Source organism: Cryobacterium aureum (assembly GCF_002954245.1).
Taxonomy (GTDB): Bacteria; Actinomycetota; Actinomycetes; order Actinomycetales; family Microbacteriaceae; genus Cryobacterium; species Cryobacterium aureum.
Window position 1 is genome coordinate 69,906 of sequence record NZ_PPTG01000035.1, and the last position, 16,761, is coordinate 86,666.

Annotated in this window: 16 protein-coding genes; 4 read left to right on the forward strand and 12 right to left on the reverse strand. The window is 65.9% G+C overall.

What is annotated here, in order from left to right:
- Positions 1–76 precede the first annotated feature (76 nt).
- Positions 77–586, reverse strand: a complete 510-nt coding sequence (locus CJ028_RS13550; protein ID WP_439099047.1) for an MFS transporter — start codon at positions 584–586, stop codon at positions 77–79.
- A gap of 272 nt (positions 587–858) precedes the next feature.
- Between CJ028_RS13550 and CJ028_RS13555 the strand changes: the two genes are divergently transcribed.
- A complete protein-coding gene (locus CJ028_RS13555) occupies positions 859–1,653 on the forward strand; it encodes an RNase H family protein (protein WP_105035755.1) in 795 nt (264 codons plus the stop codon).
- Between the two features lie 18 nt (positions 1,654–1,671).
- Positions 1,672–2,058: a TraR/DksA family transcriptional regulator gene (locus tag CJ028_RS13560; RefSeq protein ID WP_105035756.1), complete on the forward strand. Its 387-nt coding sequence runs from the start codon at positions 1,672–1,674 to the stop codon at positions 2,056–2,058.
- A 33-nt stretch (positions 2,059–2,091) separates the two neighbouring features.
- Here the strand turns inward: CJ028_RS13560 and CJ028_RS13565 are convergent, their stop codons facing one another.
- The 8 genes from CJ028_RS13565 to CJ028_RS13600 all read right to left on the reverse strand — a co-directional run bounded on the left by CJ028_RS13565 (position 2,092) and on the right by CJ028_RS13600 (position 11,232).
- Entirely contained in the window at positions 2,092–2,541 is a 450-nt protein-coding gene (locus CJ028_RS13565) for a hypothetical protein (RefSeq protein ID WP_105035757.1), read from the reverse strand.
- Positions 2,542–2,740: 199 nt separating this feature from the next.
- Positions 2,741–3,979 carry an exonuclease domain-containing protein gene (locus CJ028_RS13570; RefSeq protein WP_161498987.1) on the reverse strand — a complete coding sequence of 413 codons (1,239 nt, stop codon included), beginning with the start codon at positions 3,977–3,979 and terminating at the stop codon, positions 2,741–2,743.
- A 263-nt stretch (positions 3,980–4,242) separates the two neighbouring features.
- Positions 4,243–5,712, reverse strand: coding sequence for a sugar porter family MFS transporter (locus CJ028_RS13575; protein WP_105035759.1), 1,470 nt, complete (start codon positions 5,710–5,712; stop codon positions 4,243–4,245).
- Positions 5,713–5,890: 178 nt separating this feature from the next.
- On the reverse strand, positions 5,891–6,343 hold the full coding sequence (locus CJ028_RS13580; protein ID WP_105035760.1) for a nucleoside deaminase: 453 nt from the start codon (positions 6,341–6,343) through the stop codon (positions 5,891–5,893).
- 32 nt (positions 6,344–6,375) lie between these two features.
- Positions 6,376–7,275 (reverse strand): ABC transporter permease, encoded by a 900-nt coding sequence (locus tag CJ028_RS13585; RefSeq protein WP_105035761.1) that lies wholly within the window; start codon positions 7,273–7,275, stop codon positions 6,376–6,378.
- Entirely contained in the window at positions 7,275–8,432 is a 1,158-nt protein-coding gene (locus CJ028_RS13590) for an ABC transporter permease (RefSeq protein ID WP_105035762.1), read from the reverse strand. Before CJ028_RS13590 ends, CJ028_RS13585 begins: the two co-directional genes overlap by 1 nt.
- Entirely contained in the window at positions 8,429–10,153 is a 1,725-nt protein-coding gene (locus CJ028_RS13595; protein WP_105035763.1) for an ABC transporter ATP-binding protein, read from the reverse strand. Before CJ028_RS13595 ends, CJ028_RS13590 begins: the two co-directional genes overlap by 4 nt.
- The gene (locus CJ028_RS13600) at positions 10,150–11,232 is read right to left on the reverse strand and encodes a BMP family ABC transporter substrate-binding protein (protein WP_105035764.1); all 1,083 of its coding nucleotides are present in this window, start codon (positions 11,230–11,232) and stop codon (positions 10,150–10,152) included. The genes CJ028_RS13595 and CJ028_RS13600 overlap by 4 nt, the downstream gene beginning before the upstream one ends.
- Positions 11,233–11,356: 124 nt before the next feature.
- Between CJ028_RS13600 and CJ028_RS13605 the strand changes: the two genes are divergently transcribed.
- Positions 11,357–12,928 carry a PucR family transcriptional regulator gene (locus CJ028_RS13605; protein WP_105035765.1) on the forward strand — a complete coding sequence of 524 codons (1,572 nt, stop codon included), beginning with the start codon at positions 11,357–11,359 and terminating at the stop codon, positions 12,926–12,928.
- 209 nt (positions 12,929–13,137) lie between these two features.
- Positions 13,138–14,046, forward strand: a complete 909-nt coding sequence (locus CJ028_RS13610) for an oxygenase MpaB family protein (protein ID WP_105035766.1) — start codon at positions 13,138–13,140, stop codon at positions 14,044–14,046.
- Positions 14,047–14,058: 12 nt separating this feature from the next.
- On the opposite strand, the gene CJ028_RS13615 is transcribed toward CJ028_RS13610, so the two are convergent.
- The 3 genes from CJ028_RS13615 to CJ028_RS13625 all read right to left on the reverse strand — a co-directional run bounded on the left by CJ028_RS13615 (position 14,059) and on the right by CJ028_RS13625 (position 16,478).
- On the reverse strand, positions 14,059–15,339 hold the full coding sequence (locus CJ028_RS13615; RefSeq protein ID WP_105035767.1) for a M18 family aminopeptidase: 1,281 nt from the start codon (positions 15,337–15,339) through the stop codon (positions 14,059–14,061).
- 49 nt (positions 15,340–15,388) lie between these two features.
- Complete coding sequence (locus CJ028_RS13620) at positions 15,389–16,123, reverse strand: hypothetical protein (protein WP_105035768.1); 735 nt, start codon at positions 16,121–16,123, stop codon at positions 15,389–15,391.
- Positions 16,124–16,271: 148 nt separating this feature from the next.
- Positions 16,272–16,478: a type II toxin-antitoxin system RelE family toxin gene (locus CJ028_RS13625; protein ID WP_240607276.1), complete on the reverse strand. Its 207-nt coding sequence runs from the start codon at positions 16,476–16,478 to the stop codon at positions 16,272–16,274.
- Positions 16,479–16,761 lie beyond the last annotated feature (283 nt).

Here is a 16,761-nt window from a genome sequence, read left to right on the forward strand (position 1 = left end):
TCGGCCCCGGTGTTCCCGACCGACACGACGTCGATCCCCTCGGCCGGGAGCATGACCACAGCCGAAGCAGATGCCGTCAGCTCCAGGGTTTCGCGGAGTTCTGGTGGGCGTCTTTCACGCCGCTGCGAGCCGAGAAAACGCTCGGAATCATGCGGTAGGTCGAACCGTTGCCGATTCCGGTGGCAACGAAGATCAGCAGGCAACTGCCGAGGAACGCCAAGAAGTTGCCGAGCGGCAGCACCGCGACTACCGCGAGGGTTCCGACGACCATGACACCGAAGGCTGCGACGGTGACGGATGCCAAGCGGTCGGCCAGGCGTCCGCCGGCCGGGCGGGCCAGCGACCCGACGAGTGCGCCGATGAAGGCGAGCGACAGGCAGGCCGACGCGACCTGGAAAGTGGAGTAGGCCGGGAACTGGTCGGCGATGAGCTTGGGGAACACGCTGGCGAAGCCGATGAAGGAGCCGAAGGTGCCGATGTAGAGCACGGCGAAGTCGATCCATCGACCCGGACGGTGCACCAGCACCGCCGCATCGGTACTGGGTACGGTGGCGCCTGGTGCTGATTCAACGGTACTGGATGTCATCGAAATCTCCCTCGGGAAATGAAAGTGGAGCGACTGCAGTCAGCCCGGGCGGCTTTCCTGCTTCGACGTTAGCCAGCGCGTGTTTCGGGCAACGGTGGCACCCGTTACCTTTCGATCACCAGATGATCACAGGCTGTTCGGGGGGTTGTTGGGGCGCTGTTACACGGCGGACACAGTCCACGCTGAGACCCGGTGATACGGGCAGCGGATGCCGAGGGTGGCAGAATTAGACAACCTGCGCCCGAGCGTGACGCTGTTTGAAAGGCCCGCACATGACGATCACCGCTGCCGCCGACGGTTCTGCCCTCGGAAACCCCGGACCAGCCGGCTGGGCCTGGTACGTCGACGACTACTCGTGGGCGGCTGGCGGTTGGAAGCACGCGACCAACAACCAGGGCGAGCTGAAGGCCGTGCTCGAGTTGTTTCGCGCGACCGCGCACATTGACGACGATCTGCTCGTGCTGTGCGACAGCCAGTACGTGATCAACTCGGTCACGAAGTGGATGAAGGGCTGGAAGGCCAAGGGCTGGCGCAAGGGCGACGGCAAACCGGTGATGAACCTCGACCTGCTCAAGGAAATCGATGAGGCCATCATTGGTCGGCGGTACCGATTCGAGTGGGTCAAGGGTCACGTCGGGCATCCGCTCAACGAGGCAGCCGATGAGCGTGCGCGCGGCGCGGCCGAGGCGTTTCAGCGCGGCCGGCCGGCTCCGGCCGGCCCGGGTTTTCGCGGGGCTGCTGCGGTAGCCGAACCGGTGGTGCGGGCGCGAGCCGCGGCATCCGTCGGGCAGAGCTCGCCGGGCTCGCCGGGGCTTCCCGCGGACCGGGTCACCGAGCGTGCCGCCGCTTACTCGCACGACGAGTTGTTCTCGTTCGATGACCTCGGTGACGATATCGGCGAGGACCACCGCGAGTTCACCGACCCACACGGCCCCGACGCGATGCGAAGCACCAGTGAACTGCACCGGGTGACGCTCTCGCTCAGCGCCGAGGAACACCGGCGCCTGGTGCAGCGCGCTGCGACCCGCGGAGTGACGATCGAGGAGTACCTGCGCGGTCAGATCTGAGCCGTGGGACCATGGAACATGACCGTTTCTCCCTTTGACCCCGCGCAACTGCACGCCTTCGAGACCGCTCTCGCTGAACGCCGCCGCGAACTGACCGTCGAGTCCCAGCGCCTCGCCGACACCAATGCCCGCGTGCAAAGCTCTCGTACCGATGGCTCGGCCGACGGTGCCCACGACGCTGAGGCCTCCTCGCTGCGCACCGAATGGTCACGCCTGTCGGGGTTCCAGGGCGAGGCCGTCGAAGAGCTCGCGGCCATCGATCGGGCTCTGCAGCGCATCGTCGACGGCAGCTACGGCCTGTGCGTGCGCGGCGGTGAGCGCATCCCCGAGGGCCGGCTGGAGATCAAACCGGCCGCCGACCTCTGCATCATGTGCGCCGAGAAGGCCGCTTCGCGCCGCCGCTAGTGCCAGCGCGGGCACGCGCAGTCTGCTTCATTGTCACTGGCGTTGTTTGACTCTCGCAGGCGCGTGAGTGACATCTGAGGGCGGACCATCACCGGAGATTTTCCGGGTTCCGAAATAGGCGGTCAGAATCAGGATCAGTGCTGTTCCAGAAAAGATCCCATCGAGAGTTCCCGCTGGAAGAAGAAAAATCATCAGCGCCATCGTGACGACGCAGTTGATGACCGACAGGGCCAGACCCCACAGGCGATTGCCGAGAATTCCGATCGCCCCGATCAGTCGCAGGGCACCGAACACTCCGCTCATCACCATCATGAGATAGAGGTTCTCCTGCAAGTACGGCACGATGAACGAGAAATGCTCCGAGACGGTGTCCTGCTCTACCCCGAGCAGGAGCAGGGGAATGACTCCGATGAAGACGCCGAATTCCATCAGTCCGCCCTGCACCATCAGCAGAATCGCGGCCGCCTTGTAGCTCTTCTTCATTCAATTACCCCCGTGGCCAAACGGGCCGTCGAGTTCGACGCCTGACTGGTCCAGTCAGTTTAGAGGCCGGACGGCCGGCCGCGGGACAGGCATCCGTTCGCGCGAAGGGAGCTTGGTCATCGCCCTCGCCGCCTGGCGGTTCGGCCACGTCGAAGAGAAATGGTCGGCCGGCGAGGGCTCACGCCACGAATAGACGCGGTCAGCGCACCCCGATGAGAGAGCGCAGGCCGAATTCGGAGACGATCGGAATACCGTAGTCCCGCGCCTTGCCGGTCTTGCCGGTGAGCGACGCCGGGTCCGCGGCCACGAGCAGCCGGGTGCGCAGGGTGACCGCCGTGCCCAGGGACAGGCCCCGCGCGACCAATTCCCGGCCCCAGTCGGAGCGGGCGCGGGCCATGTCACCGGTCAGCACGACGATGTCGCCCTGCTCCAGTAGCACGGTGTCGATTGAGGCGATCGGCAGCTGCGCCACGGATGCGGGTGCCGTCAGTGCTGCCGCCACGACCTCCGGAGCGACGTCCAGCATGCGCGCGACCGCGATCAGATCGGCGGAATCCGCGAAGCTGAGAGCTCCGTTCGACCAGGCCACCCGCACGAGATCCTCAAAATATCGACGGTGCAGTGCTTTGCACTCGGCGGCATTGATACCGCTGAATTCGGCCAGGACCCGAAGTTCACGTGTTTCCCGCGGCTCGAGAACCCGATCGAGCAGGCACAAGTCGAGCAGGGCGAGATAGTCGAGGTGCTCCTCGGGGCCGGTGTAGTCGGGGAGTTTCACTACCGCGCGGACCAGAAAGCTCGGCGCCACCACCATGTCATCGGGAGTTGACGGGTCGCGCTGCACCCAGCCTGCGTCGGTGGCCGCCGCAATTCTCGGCCAGGCCGACCGCTCGGCGCGGTCAAGCGCACTGATCCACGGTGCAGCTGTCTGCGAGCCGTGCACGTAGGCCGCCAACAAACTCGCACACGCCACGGCCTGCACCAGGGCACCGGGGCCAGATTCGATTTCGATGTCATAGGCGGCGCAGCAATCGACAAGGAGCCGGCCGGCCCCTGGCAGATAGGTGCGGGCGAGGTGCATGGTGCACACGGCCTCGAGTCCGCGGGCGGGGGTATAACCGATCAGCTCGAACTCGCGCATCAGAAATCCGGTGACGAACTGGGCGTTGTGCGTCACCAACACCCGGCCGCGCAGCAGATCGACCAGGCGTGGAGCAATCTGTTCGAAGGTCGGCGCGCGGAGCAGTTCCGCGGTGCTGATGCCGTGGTTGGCCACATCGCCCGCGTTGCTTCCGGGGTTGACCGCGGTTTCCCAGCTCTCAGCAATGCGACCACCCTCGTCGAGGTGCACCACGGCGACCTCGACGACCCGATCCCGCTGATACGGGAACAGTCCGGTAGTTTTCAAACATATAACGGCGTATCCACGTTCGGGCATGGTCACACTCCACATTCTTCTGGTGTGAAGCTATCCACAAACCCCCGACGACACGACCGCCCCTTCGGGGGGATTGACTAGACAGGACAGTCTAGTCTTCTGGGTGCCCCGAAACCGCACGCGCGACTGGTCTGCCTCCGCGCCGCACCGCCGAAAGCTGCAGGGGCGACCGGATGCGGCTGACAATTACCGCAGGCCACGCGCGTCAGCAGGTTTCGGCCGCGTAACCGGTTGAATTGCTGGTTCGTGCGGCGGCCTGAACGCTAGACGGGCCTGCCCGCGGCCCTCTTTTTGGCCGAGTTCTTCGGTGGCAGCAGGGTGTCGGCTTCCTCGAGTGACATTCCGTTGGTTTCGGGAACCTTGCGCAGCACGAACCAGAACGAAAGCCCGGCGAACAGAGCGTAGAGCCCATAGGTGATCGGCAGGGACGCATCCGCCATCGGGGGGAAGCTGACCGTGATGAGAAAATTCGCGATCCATTGGGCGGCCGCGGCCAACCCGAGGGCCTTGGCGCGAATCGAGTTGGGGAACATCTCGCCGAGGAGCACCCACACCACCGGTCCCCAGGACGCTCCGAACGAGATCACGAACAGGTTCGCGGCAACGAGCGCGATCGGGGCCCAGGCCCTGGGCAGGCTGAGCTCACCGTCGAGAGTGACCGACTGACTGAACGCCACCGCCATTGTGGCGAGCGACACCGTCATACCGATGGACCCGGCCAGCAGAATCGGTCGTCGGCCGATGCGATCGACCAGCGCGATCGCGACCAGGGTGACCAGAATGTTGGTCACGCTGGTGATCACCGAGATGGTCAGCGAGTTGGATTCCGCGAAGCCTACCGCCGACCACAGGGTGGTCGAGTAGTAGAAGATTACGTTGATACCGACGAACTGCTGGAACACCGACAGAATGATGCCAACCCAGACAATCGGCTTGAGGCCGAAGGCACTGCCGCGCAGCGAACCGGATTTCTGCGAGCGCGCATCAACCTCGATCGAGCGGCGCATGTCGCGAATCTCCCGGTCGACGTCGCCGCTCGGCCAGAGCCGGGTGAAGACGGCGCGGGCATCCGTTTCTTTGTCTTTTAGAATGAGAAAACGTGGGGATTCCGGCAGAATGAACGCGATGCCGCCGTAGACGATGGCCGGTACGGCACCGGCCAGGAACATCCAGCGCCAGGCTTCCAGCCCGAACCAGAACTCGCTGCCGGCGCCGCCGGCACTCTCGGCGAACACGGCGTCGGAGAGCAGCGCCGTGAAGATGCCGAGGGTGATCGCGAGCTGCTGCAACGAGCCGAGGCGGCCGCGCATCTGCCGCGGAGAGATTTCGGCGATGTAGGCCGGCGCGACAACGGAGGCGAGGCCGATACCCAGTCCGCCGACCACCCTCCAGACGATCAGGTCGACGACGCCGAACGCGAAGCCAGAGCCGATCGAGCTGATCAGGAACACGACGCCGCCGAGCACCATCATCGGGATGCGTCCGTAGCGGTCGGCGAAGCGCCCGCCGAAGAATGCTCCGGCCGCGGCGCCGAGCAGCGCACAGGCAACGGCGAACCCGGTGAGGGTGGCGTTCAGCCCGAATTCCTGCTGCACCGCATTGACGGCGCCGTTGATAACCGAGGAGTCGAAGCCGAACAGAAACCCGCCGAGGGCGCCGGCCACGGCCAACGCGATGACCTTTCGGTTCGTACTGGGAGTGCCACGGTCGGTCGCCTTCGTGGAGGCGTTCATCGTGCTGTCTCGATCAAAACTGCCGCCCTCTGGGTCAGGTGACCCTCGCTGTGCAGCGTGGGTCTGGAGTAACGTGTGCGACCCGAGCGGGCCTGGTGCACGTGTGCAACCTGACTAGCCTACTTCGGGTGCCACTCGTTTCTGACGGGGGTATCACCCGAAACCAACGTGGCGGCCCTCAGTCTTCGCCGATATCTTCATTCCACAGGTCCGGTTCGGCGGTGATGAAATCGCTCATGAGTTGAATGCATTCCTCATCGTCGAGCACGACAACGTCGACTCCCCGCGACCGCAGGTAGTCTTCACCGCCGAAAAAGGTCGCGTTTTCCCCGATGATGACCCGAGGAATCTTGTAGAGAAGGATTGCCCCCGTGCACATGTCACACGGTGAAAGGGTTGTGACCATGGTGGCCCGGGCGTAAACGCTGGCCGGAAGCCGACCGGCGTTTTCCAGGCAGTTCGTTTCGCCGTGATGAATCGAGCTGCCCCGCTGGACCCGCTGGTTGTGGCCGACGGCGAGGACTCGGCCGTCGACGATGAGCGCCGCACCGATCGGGATTCCGCCTTCCGCGCGCCCGATGCGGGCTTCGTCGAGGGCATAGGCGAGCAGTTCGGCATTGCTGAGCGTCATCGGTGTCTCCTGGTTCGGGGTGGACTGGGTGATCAAGCGCGTCGGTAGGGAACGAGGTAGGCACCGGGGTACCGCACGCCACGGCCCCAGATGGCCAGGGCACCGATCACGACAAGGTAGGGAAAGGCGATGAGCAGCTCGTTGGGCACGGCGCCGAACTGCGGGGTGATGGCCAGTTGGAGTTGCAGAGCATCAGCGAAGCCGAACAGCAATGCTCCCGCGACGACCGGCCAGACCTTCCAGCGCCCGAAGATGATCAGGGCGATACAAATCCAGCCGCGCCCACTGACGATATCCAGGGTGAAGGAGCCGAGCAGCGACAGGGTGAGGAACGCTCCACCGGTGCCCATCAGAGCGCCACCGAGCACGAGCGCCGTGTACCGGGTGCCAGCCACCGGAATACCGGCGGCATCCGCTGCCTCGGGGTTCTCCCCGACCGCGCGAAGCCGCAGACCGAAGCCACTCGAGCGCAACACCCACCACAGCGCGGGCGCGGCGACCAGAAAGGCCAGATAGGTCATCGGATACTGGGCGAAGAACCCGGTGCCGGCGAAGAGGCGGTCGAATTTCGCGGTGACGGCCTGGGAACCCGCCGAAAAGAGGATGCGGTTGCTGAAGTCACAGGCACCAATCAGCAGCAGGGTGGTTCCGATTCCGGCGACGTGCTGGTTGACGCCGAGGGTGACGGTGAGGAGGCCCATCAATGACCCGGCGAGCGCTCCGGCAATGATCGCGGCGAGAAGGCCCAGCGTGGCCGAGCCGCTCGCCGAGGCCGTGAGGAAGCCGACGAACGCTCCGGCGTACATGGTGCCCTCGATGCCGAGGTTCAGAATGCCGGCGCGTTCATTGATGATGGCGCCGAGTCCAGCCCAAACCAGTGGCGTGGCGATCGTGAGGGTGGCGGCGAGCACGGCGATCAGGGGAAAGTCCATCAGCGTTCCTGTCCGAGCGTTGATGCGGGCCCGCGCGGTTGAGTGCTGCGTGGTCGCGGGGCCTGTGGTTGCGGGGCCCGTGGTCGTGGGGCCTGTGTTCGCGGGGGGCGACGGCGCAGCACGAGACGGTACCGCCGGGCGGCGAGAAAGGCCACCACGGTCAACAGCAGGGTCGAGCTGACGATCGTGCCCATCTGGGTGGGCACGTGCAGCACGATCGACGCGTTCTGGGCGCCGACGGCGATGTCGCCGAGCAGCAGGGCGACCAGGAGAACCCCACCGGCCGCCAGAGCACCGAGCGTCGCCACCACGACACCGGTATAGCCGTAGCCGTTGGACACGCTCGCGGTGAGCTGATGCTGTACCCCGAGCACCTGGCTCGCCCCGCCGAGGCCGGCGATCGCGCCGGAGGCCAGCGCGCAGCGCCATTTCAGGGTGGCGACCGGTATGCCGGAGAAGCGCGCGGCATCCGGTGACTGGCCAGCAGCCTTGAGGCGCAGTCCGAGCGGGGTGAACGCCAGCACAATTCCAACAGCGAGTACGAGCAGTAGGGCGATGACCAGGCCCCAATGCACCCGGGAACCGTCGACCAGGGCGGGGAGGGTGTAGCCGGCGTCGAACCGATCGGAGTCGGGAAAGCCGGTTTCGCTGTTGCGCCACGGACCGTTGAGCAGGCCCTGCACGAGTAGTAGCGCCACCGGGTTGAGCAGCAGAGTGGTCACGACCTCGTCGATCCGGGCGTGGCGTTTGAGCCACGCTGGCAGAAACGCCCACGCCGCCCCGCCGAGGGCGCCACAGCCGAGGGCGAGCGGCAGGGCAATCAGCCCGGGCAGCTCGGAGAGGTAGAGGGCAGGCAGCGTCGCAGCCACGGTGCCGACCAGAAATTGCCCCTCGGCACCGATGTTGAAGTATCCGACTCGAAAAGCGATGGCCACGGCGAGCCCGGTGAAAATCAGCGGGGTGGATGCCAGCAGCACGTCACCGAGACCGGTGAGGCTCATCAGGGGGGTGACCAGATAGCGTTCGTACGCCGCCAGGGGGTTAGCCCCGGCCAGCCGGATGGGACCGGCAGTCAACAGCAGGGTGAGGAGCACCGCGCCGACAACGGCCGCCGGGGCCAGCCAGCGGGAGTCGCGTGCGCGCAGCAGAATTTTCATGCGGTGACCCCCGCGCGCTCGTCCGGCGGCACCGGGTTTGCAACGTGACCCGTCATGAGCAGGCCGAGTTCCTGGCGCGAAGCGGTGTGTGCTGGTACCTCACCGATGAGGCGGCCGGAAAAGATCACGACGATGCGGTCAGCGAGGCCGAGCAACTCGTCGAGGTCTTCCGAGATGAGCAGCACGCCGGTCCCGGCACGTTTAAGGGCGCGTAATTGTGAATAGACGTATTCGCAGGAGCCCACATCGAGGCCGCGGGTCGGCTGTGACGCCACGAGTGCGCGCGGCTTGCGGTCGATCGCTCGCGCCAGCAGAACCTTCTGCATGTTGCCACCGCTCAGGCTGCGAATGGGGTCGTTCGGATCGGCGCGAATATCGAAGCGTTCGATGAGGTCGGCGACGTGAGCGCGAATACGGCGGCGGTCGAGGAACGGTCCCCGCCGAAACCGGTTCAGGTCTTCCAGAACGAGATTCTGGGCGACACTCAGGCTGAGGGCAACGCTCCCCCGGCGATCCTCGGTGAGGCGGCCGAGTCCGGCGGCCAGACGTTCAGTCACGGTCCGTTCGGTGATATCGGCGTCGCCGACGTGCACCGTTCCACTCGTGGTCGCCGTCACGCCGCAGAGCACGTTGACCAGTTCGGTCTGGCCGTTGCCGGAGACCCCGGCAATTCCCACGATCTCCCCCGAGCGAACAGTGAGCGACACCTCATCGAGGAGGGCACGGGCCGGGCCGGCGAGGGTGAGTTTCGACATTCTGAGGGCCGGCTGTGCTGGGGCGGGCTGTGCTGGGGCCGTCTGCGCTGGGGCAGGAACGGGGCCACTGGACCGTGCCGGGGCATCCGTCGCAGCATCGGGAAGGTCGCTGGAGGCGAGTCCGATGCTCGTGGAGAGTGCGTCGAGTGCCGGGTCGGACGACGCCTCGGTCGGCTCGGCCAGGTCAGGGATGATCGCCTCGGCACCGACCATCAGTGCTGCGATTCGGCGCGGGGACAGGCCGGCGGCGGGCAGGCTCGCGACGATCCGACCGCGACGCAGGATACTCACCCGGTCGGCGATCGCCACGACCTCGTGCAGTTTGTGGCTGATGAAGATGACGCCGAGACCGTCCGCGCGCAGCCGTCGAATCGAGTCGAACAGAATCTCGACGTCTTGCGGAACGAGCACGGCCGTGGGTTCATCGAGGATCAGCAGGCGGCAGTTGTGGAACAGCGCCTTGACGATCTCCACGCGTTGGCGCTCGCCGACCGACAGGGTTTCCACAACGGCGTCTGCGTCGATCGTTACGCCGAGGCGGGCGGCCGCTTCGAGCACGCGGGATCGGGCTGCGGCCCGGCTGATGCGGCCGAGGCCGACCCCGGCGAGCATGAGGTTCTCGGTCACGGTCATCGTGCCGACCAGGGAGAATTCCTGGGTGACCATGCCGATACCGGCGGCGCGGGCATCCGCTGGAGATGCGATGCGGGTCAGCCGGCCATCGATGAGAATCTCGCCGCTGTCTGGCTGGCTCAGCCCGAACAGGATCCGGGTGAGAGTGCTCTTGCCGGCCCCGTTCTCGCCGAGCAGCGCGTGTACCTCGCCCGGTGCCACCGCCAGATCGATCGAGTCGTTGGCCCGCAGCGCGCCGAAAGACTTGGTGATGCCGACGAGTTCCGCGAGCGGGACCCCCAACGCGCGGGGGGCCTCGCTCACTTCGTCTGGACGTGATTCAGTGAAACTCATTCGCCGAGAGTCGTCGATCCGGCCGGGGCGTCTTCGTTCACGATGGTGACAAACGAGCCATCCATGATGGCGCCCTGGCGTTCGTCGACCAGCGTGGTCAGCTCGGACGGGATCGTGAACACGGTGCCCGTATTGAGCGGTGCGAGAAAGCTGCCACCGTTGATCATGAAGGAGAACTCCGCGAGGTTGCTCGCCGCAAACTTGTCGGCGACAACGTCAGCGACGACCGCTTCCACGGTAGGACGCATGCTCCACACGAGGGAGGAGACAACGTAGTCGGGCGACTGCTCCTGCTGGTCGACCATCATGCCGAAGACGGGCAGTTCGTGCTCTTCGGCCGCCGCGATGACGCCGTCTCGCTCGGCGAACAGCACGTCGGCCCCACCCGCGATGGCTGCTTCCGCAGCCTGTTTGGCCGTGGCCGGGTCGAAGAAGGAGTTGATGAAGGACACGGTCACGGTGGCCCCAGCATTAGTCTCAGCCACGCCGGCGATGAACGCGTTGACGATGCGATTGACTTCGGGGATTGGCATGGCGCCGATCACGCCGATGGTGCCGGTCGTGGTGAGCCCGCCGGCGAGCATGCCGGCGAGGTAGGCGGGGTCCTGCATCCAGTTGTCAAACACGCTGAAGTTGGGTGCCTGCTCGGCACCACCGGAGCCGAACGCGAAAGCGGTGTCGGGAAAGTCGGCCGCAACGGCGCGCACGGCATCTTCGGCCGCGAAGGCGTCACCCATGATCAGGTCGGGGTCTTCACTGCCGATGATGTCGCGCAGTGCTCTCTCCATGTCATCGGCCGTGGCGAGGTTGTCGACGTGCTCGTATCGGATCAATCCGTCATCGGCGGCACCCTGCAGGGCTGCGTGAATGGCACCGTCCCACGGTTCCTCGAGCGGGGTGGCGAAGGCGCCGAAGACCAGGGGTAGGTCACTCGCCGCGCTGTCGCTACTCGGGTCTGCGCCGGTGGCACCACCGCAACCGGAGAGGACCAAGGCAGCAATGGCTGCTGTGCCGAGAGCGCCGAGCACTCGTCGGGACCACCGGGGAGACGCACCGTGTGCAGAGGGGCCGCGGGTCATGAGGGCTCACTTTCGGGTTGTGATTCACAGGAACACTTCGAGCGTAAGGGACCGGCGTAAGCCCCCCTAGAGACATAACGTCATTTCGAATCGGTAAACCCTGGACGTTCTGTACGGTAGGGACATGATGTTTTCCGTCGCGGATTTTCTGAATCTGCCCGAGTTGCAGCGCGCGCGGGCCGAACTGGTGTGCGGCGAGGCGTTGGACGAACGGGCGGTGCGCTGGGTGCACACGAGTGAGATCTTCGCCATCTCCCCCCTGCTCAAGGGTGGTGAGGTATTGATGACGACCGGACTCGGCCTGGTGGCCGTGTCAGCGGATGCCCGGCGCGGCTACATCGCATCGCTTGCGCGCATCGGCGTAGCCGCGTTGGTACTCGAACTCGGACGCACGTTTTCTACGGTGCCGCCGGACATCGTCGCCGAGGCGCAGCGGGTGGGCCTGCCCCTGGTGCTGCTGCACGGGGTGGTGCCGTTCATCGAGGTAACCGAGGTCGCACACACCCGGATTTTAGGTGGTGAGCTGGAGCAACTGCGCGCGGCCACTGACATTCGGGAGCGTCTGCTGCAGGCACTGGGCGAGAATCGTGGGCTGGTCGGATTCACCGCGGCGATCAGTGATGTCGCCGGTTGCCCGGCAGCGCTCTACTCGCAATCGGGAGAACTGGTGGCCGGGGCGCTTCTCGGTGACGACGTCGCCGCTGCCTCCCGTTCTACCACTCGCGTGGAACCGGGAGAACGACATACGTTGCGCCAGCCGATCACCGTCGCGGGTGCGACCTGGGGTTATCTGCTGCTCGACGCAGCACCGTCCCGGCGGCTGCGTACCGTACTTGACGCGGCAGCCCCACTGCTCGCGCTCGAAGCCGGACGGAGCGGATTCGCTCTGCTGAGCCGGGATCAGGCGGGTGCCGAACTGATGCGGGATATGGCCTCTGGCCACTATCTCGGCGCCGCAGAGCTGAACTCGCGCGCAGTCGGCGTCGGTCTGACGGTGCGGTCCGGTCAGCAGGTCATTGCAATCTGCGTGCGAACTAGAGCGATCTCGCCAGGCAGCGCGGGCGTCTTGATCGCGGCGCGAAACGTGGCCCGCCGGGTTTACGGCGCGTGCCTCGTTGCCGAGCACGGCGGTGATGTACTCGTGGGCGCCCTCACTCGACCGCGCGAGTTGCGCGCTGACCTGACCAGGTTTGCCGAGGAACTCGATCGGGAGCTGCGGTCGACGATGGGCGCGGCGGTCATGGTGAGTGTCGGGCCAGCAGTCGACTCGGTTCCGGCTCTCGTCGGCGCGATTCCTGCTGCCCGGGAGACGGCACGTTTGGCGTTGCGTTTGACACCGTCGGCGAGTGTGGTGCTCGCTGCCGACTTCGCGCTGTACCAGCTGCTGGTCTCGCTCGTTGATGACGAAAAACTGGAGCATTTTGTCGCCGACCAGCTTGGTCCCCTGCTCGCACACGACGCCCAGACCGGTGCCGGACTGGTCATGACGCTGGACGCCTATCTGGAGGCAGGACTGTCGAAAACTCACACTGCCCAAGCGCTGGGCATTCGCCGCCAGACTCTCTACGGGCGCCTGGAGCGCATCGAAACGCTGCTCGGGGGTCTCGATCTCGACAACCGCGAACGGCGTACCGCCCTGGACCTGGCCCTGGTCAGCTGGCGCCTCCGTTCGTCGTCCGCAACGACGACGCGGTAGCGGTTGAAGGGCTTGCGCTACTTGTTCCAGTTGATTTTTTCTCCAGGGTAGGGCCTGGGCCCATGTTGCGAACACGGGCCCAGTTTGCAAACTGGGCCCGTGTTCCGGGCCCGGGCCCCGTGCACAGCAATGCCAGGTCAAGCCCCGAAGGATTTCGAAACTCAACCGCTCGCGGCGGGCTTCCAGCGAGGCGGGGCTACCATCCGAGAATGGGCAGATTCACGGACAGTTGGCGCTCGCACCTTCTGGTGACTCTCTCAGGGAACAGCGAGGGACGGCCGAAATGGGTCGGCCAGATCGCTACCGGCGACAATGCCGGCTTCTTCGGCCCGGGAAGTGCGGCCTGGGCAGTGCACGGCGGCATGGCGACCATGGTCGCCGGCATTCGCGCGCTGCTCATGCAGACCCTGCACCCGGGCGCCATGGCTGGCGTGCACGACTGGTCCCGGTATCACGAAGATCCCCTCGGCCGTCTCTCCGGCACCATTCAGTGGCTCATCACGGTGACTTTCGCCGACACCGTCGTGGCCGAGCGGGAATCGGGGCGGGTTGCTCATTTTCACGAACGGGTGAGCGGCACCTATCTCGACGCGCGTGGCGAGGAACGGCCCTATGCCGCGGGTGATCCCGAGCTGTTGTCGTGGGTGCACGTGGTCTTCACCGACGCTTTCCTGCAATCCCACCTGCTCTGGGGTGATGCCATTCCGGGCGGCGCCGACCGCTACGTCAAGGAATGGGCCACGGCCGGCGAACTCATCGGAGTGCAGAATGCCCCGCATTCGACTGACGAACTCGCCGCCCAGCTCGAGGGATTTCGCAGCGCAGGCATCCTGAAAAGTGACGCCCGCGTCGCGGAAGCCGTGCGATTCATCCGCTACCCGCCGCTGAGTCGCGGCATGCTGCCGTTCTACCGCATTATGTTCGCCGGCGCGGTGGCGTCGATCCCCCGCGAGTATCGCGACATGCTCGGCCTCCAGCGGTCGCGTCTGCCCGTTGTCTGGGGCACCCGGCTCGTTCTCGGAGTGGTGCGCACCCTGCTCGGTCCCTCCTCAACCTCAGAGGATGCCGCCCGCGCGCGGCTCGCGCGCATCAATCGCGCCGACGAGCTGACCGCCTGAGCCGGCGGCCCGCTACGCCGCGGGCGCGAAGAAGGCCGCCGTTGCCGCGGCGAGCGCCTGCGGATCGTTGACGTGGCAGAGCTCCCTGGCGGAGTGCATCGACAAGAGCGGCACGCCCACGTCGACCACACGGATGCCTAGCCGGGTCGCGGTGAGTGGACCGATGGTCGAACCGCACGGAACGGTGTTGTTGGAGACAAATTCCTGGTAGGCGACGCCCGCCTGGGCGCAGGTCCGGGCCCAGAGTGCGCCGCCATGGGCATCCGTCGCGTAACGCTGATTGGCGTTGATCTTCAGCAGCGGGCCGCCGCCGAGAATGGGCTGGTTGGCCGAATCGTGGCGCTCGGGATAGTTGGGGTGCACGGCGTGACCGGCGTCGGCCGAGAGGCACCATGATTCGGCGTAGGCCCGCAATCGGTCTGACCCGGTGGCACCAAGGCCGTGACCGATGCGGGTGAGAATGTCGTCGAGCAGCGGTCCGCTCGCGCCGGAGCGGGACTGGGAGCCGAGTTCCTCGTGATCGAAGGCGGCGAGCACGCTGATCGGGCCGCCGGCCCGATTGCTGGTCGCGAGGAGCGCGTGCAGTGCCGCGTAGACCGACGACAGGTTGTCGAGGCGTCCGGCGGCAAACAGCTCGCTGCCCAGGCCGAAGATCGCGGGCGGCTGGGTGTCGTTGCTGAGGATGTCGTAGCCGGCAACATCCGCTGCCTCGAGCCCGGCCAAACCAGCCAGGTGGGCGAGCAGGTCAGCCTCGGACGGGTCGCCGACGCCGAAAACGGGCGAGAGGTGACGTTGCCGGTCGAGGGTGAGGCCGTTGTTGACCTCGCGGTCGAGGTGCACAGCGAGCTGCGGGATGCGCAGGAACGGCCCGGTGCGCACGAGGTGCTCGGCGCCGTCACGGGTGACCAACCGGCCGGCCAATTCGAGTTCGCGGTCGAGCCAGGAGTTCTGCAGCGGACCGCCATAGACCTCGACGCCGGCCTGCAGCCAGCCGTGCGAACCGATCGTGGGCTTGGGCTTGAGCTTGAATCCCGGGGAGTCGGTGTGGGCGCCGAGAATGCGAAACGGCGTCGTTGGGCCAGCGCCGACCGGCTGCGACCAGGCGATCACGGCGCCGTCGCGCACGACGTAGTGACCAGCGCCGTCGTCGGTCGTCCAGCTCTCCGACTCGCTCAGCCGGGTAAAACCGGCCGCGTGAAGCAGCCGGGCGATCTCGGCGGCGGCGTGGTATGACGACGGTGACGCTTGCAGAAAGGCGGAGAAATCAGCGATGTAGTCCGGTGTAGCATCCATTCACCCATCCAACCACCCGCGCAGTGCAGCGGATGCCGCGGCCGGCTACCTACTCGGCGGGTGCGTCGGCCTGCAACGCAGCGCGCGCGAAGGCGGCGCCACCGACCGTGACGGTGCCGCGGTCACCGTGCCAGGCCTCGGTCTGCTCGAACGCCCCGAGCCGGTCAAGCAGACGCCATTTGGCGTCGACGAGGTGCCAGACCGATTCCGTCGTCGGTTCCTGGCCGTCGGACTGCACCCAGCCAAGCGAACCGAGCGCGCGAGACAGGGTCGTAAGGTAGTCCTCGCGGCGGGCCAGACCGCGGGTGGCGACGAAGAGCAGCAGCAGTCGGGTGGCGTCAGCCACGGCGGGCGTGCGGCTTGAGTGAATCGTGCGGGCGAGATGCCACCACAGTTCGCGGGAAGACCCGGACAGGGCGGCGCCCTTCTTGGTAAGTACCAGCATCCCCTTGCTGACGCGCAGAAGCCCAACGTCGCGCAGGTGACCGCGCAGCTCCTGCAGGGGTCGCAGGTGCACCTCGCGGTTGACGCTGATCGGCCAGCCCCAGTTGAGCTCGGCCGATGCTTCAAGGACGACCGCCGGCGGCAGATGCCCCGCCTTGGTCAAACGGATGCCGTCGGCCCCGACCCGGGTCAGAATCCACTGCGCTGGCGCCACCATGCGCGCCATGGCCCGCTCCTGCAACAGCACCGCATCTTTCACGCGGGCCTGCCCGATAAGTCGGCGGAAACCGACGACGGCCTGTTCCGGCAGTCGCGTTTCGATCTCCTGAATCACGTTCACCCACCGAGCCTACTGAGCGATGCCGCTCGAAGGCGACGGATGCCCCGCGACACGCACTGACGACCCCGTCGGGATTCGCCTAACCGGGGGTTCGACCGGCGTTTTGTCGGCGAATCGTTGGCGGGACGCCCGCGTTGTGATCGTCATTTCAGAGATTCTTGTAGACCTCGCGCCGGTGCGCAATTTCAACGATCAGGATGACGCTTTGATCGTCGTCGATATGCGTGAGGATTCGGTAGTCGCCGACCCGGTACCGCCAGAACTCTTCATTGACGAGCTTCTTGCCTAGCTGACGCGGATTTTCCAGCCGTGAAAGTTTCTGCTCGAGAAAATCACGGATCCACTTCGCTGCCACCGCTCCTGGCGGGCGAGCGGTCGCTGACGGTATATATGTCGCCGATTCCCCGCCAGTCGCTCATGAGGTCAGCCTAGGACACGGTTTTGCGAGATGACACGTGCATAGTCAGTTGTCGAACCCTGGATGCGACACTGTTCAGGTGATAACCGAACAGTTCCAAAAGTTTCTCGGGCTGACTCCGTAGCACCGGGGTAGGAGGAGGCGTTTGCGCGAACGCTGACTCCAAGCCGATTTTTGCTCACACGCACAAGCCCGAGGGCGAGCCGTGTCGGCGGTATCT

Bases quoted from the DNA above. Each gene is read 5' to 3' on its own strand.
- CJ028_RS13550 (WP_439099047.1), bottom strand. From the start codon at position 586: ATGACATCCAGTACCGTTGAATCAGCACCAGGCGCCACCGTACCCAGT.
- CJ028_RS13555 (WP_105035755.1), top strand. From the start codon at position 859: ATGACGATCACCGCTGCCGCCGACGGTTCTGCCCTCGGAAACCCCGGA.
- CJ028_RS13560 (WP_105035756.1), top strand. From the start codon at position 1,672: ATGACCGTTTCTCCCTTTGACCCCGCGCAACTGCACGCCTTCGAGACC.
- CJ028_RS13565 (WP_105035757.1), bottom strand. From the start codon at position 2,541: ATGAAGAAGAGCTACAAGGCGGCCGCGATTCTGCTGATGGTGCAGGGC.
- CJ028_RS13570 (WP_161498987.1), bottom strand. From the start codon at position 3,979: ATGCCCGAACGTGGATACGCCGTTATATGTTTGAAAACTACCGGACTG.
- CJ028_RS13575 (WP_105035759.1), bottom strand. From the start codon at position 5,712: ATGAACGCCTCCACGAAGGCGACCGACCGTGGCACTCCCAGTACGAAC.
- CJ028_RS13580 (WP_105035760.1), bottom strand. From the start codon at position 6,343: ATGACGCTCAGCAATGCCGAACTGCTCGCCTATGCCCTCGACGAAGCC.
- CJ028_RS13585 (WP_105035761.1), bottom strand. From the start codon at position 7,275: ATGGACTTTCCCCTGATCGCCGTGCTCGCCGCCACCCTCACGATCGCC.
- CJ028_RS13590 (WP_105035762.1), bottom strand. From the start codon at position 8,432: ATGAAAATTCTGCTGCGCGCACGCGACTCCCGCTGGCTGGCCCCGGCG.
- CJ028_RS13595 (WP_105035763.1), bottom strand. From the start codon at position 10,153: ATGAGTTTCACTGAATCACGTCCAGACGAAGTGAGCGAGGCCCCCCGC.
- CJ028_RS13600 (WP_105035764.1), bottom strand. From the start codon at position 11,232: ATGACCCGCGGCCCCTCTGCACACGGTGCGTCTCCCCGGTGGTCCCGA.
- CJ028_RS13605 (WP_105035765.1), top strand. From the start codon at position 11,357: ATGATGTTTTCCGTCGCGGATTTTCTGAATCTGCCCGAGTTGCAGCGC.
- CJ028_RS13610 (WP_105035766.1), top strand. From the start codon at position 13,138: ATGGGCAGATTCACGGACAGTTGGCGCTCGCACCTTCTGGTGACTCTC.
- CJ028_RS13615 (WP_105035767.1), bottom strand. From the start codon at position 15,339: ATGGATGCTACACCGGACTACATCGCTGATTTCTCCGCCTTTCTGCAA.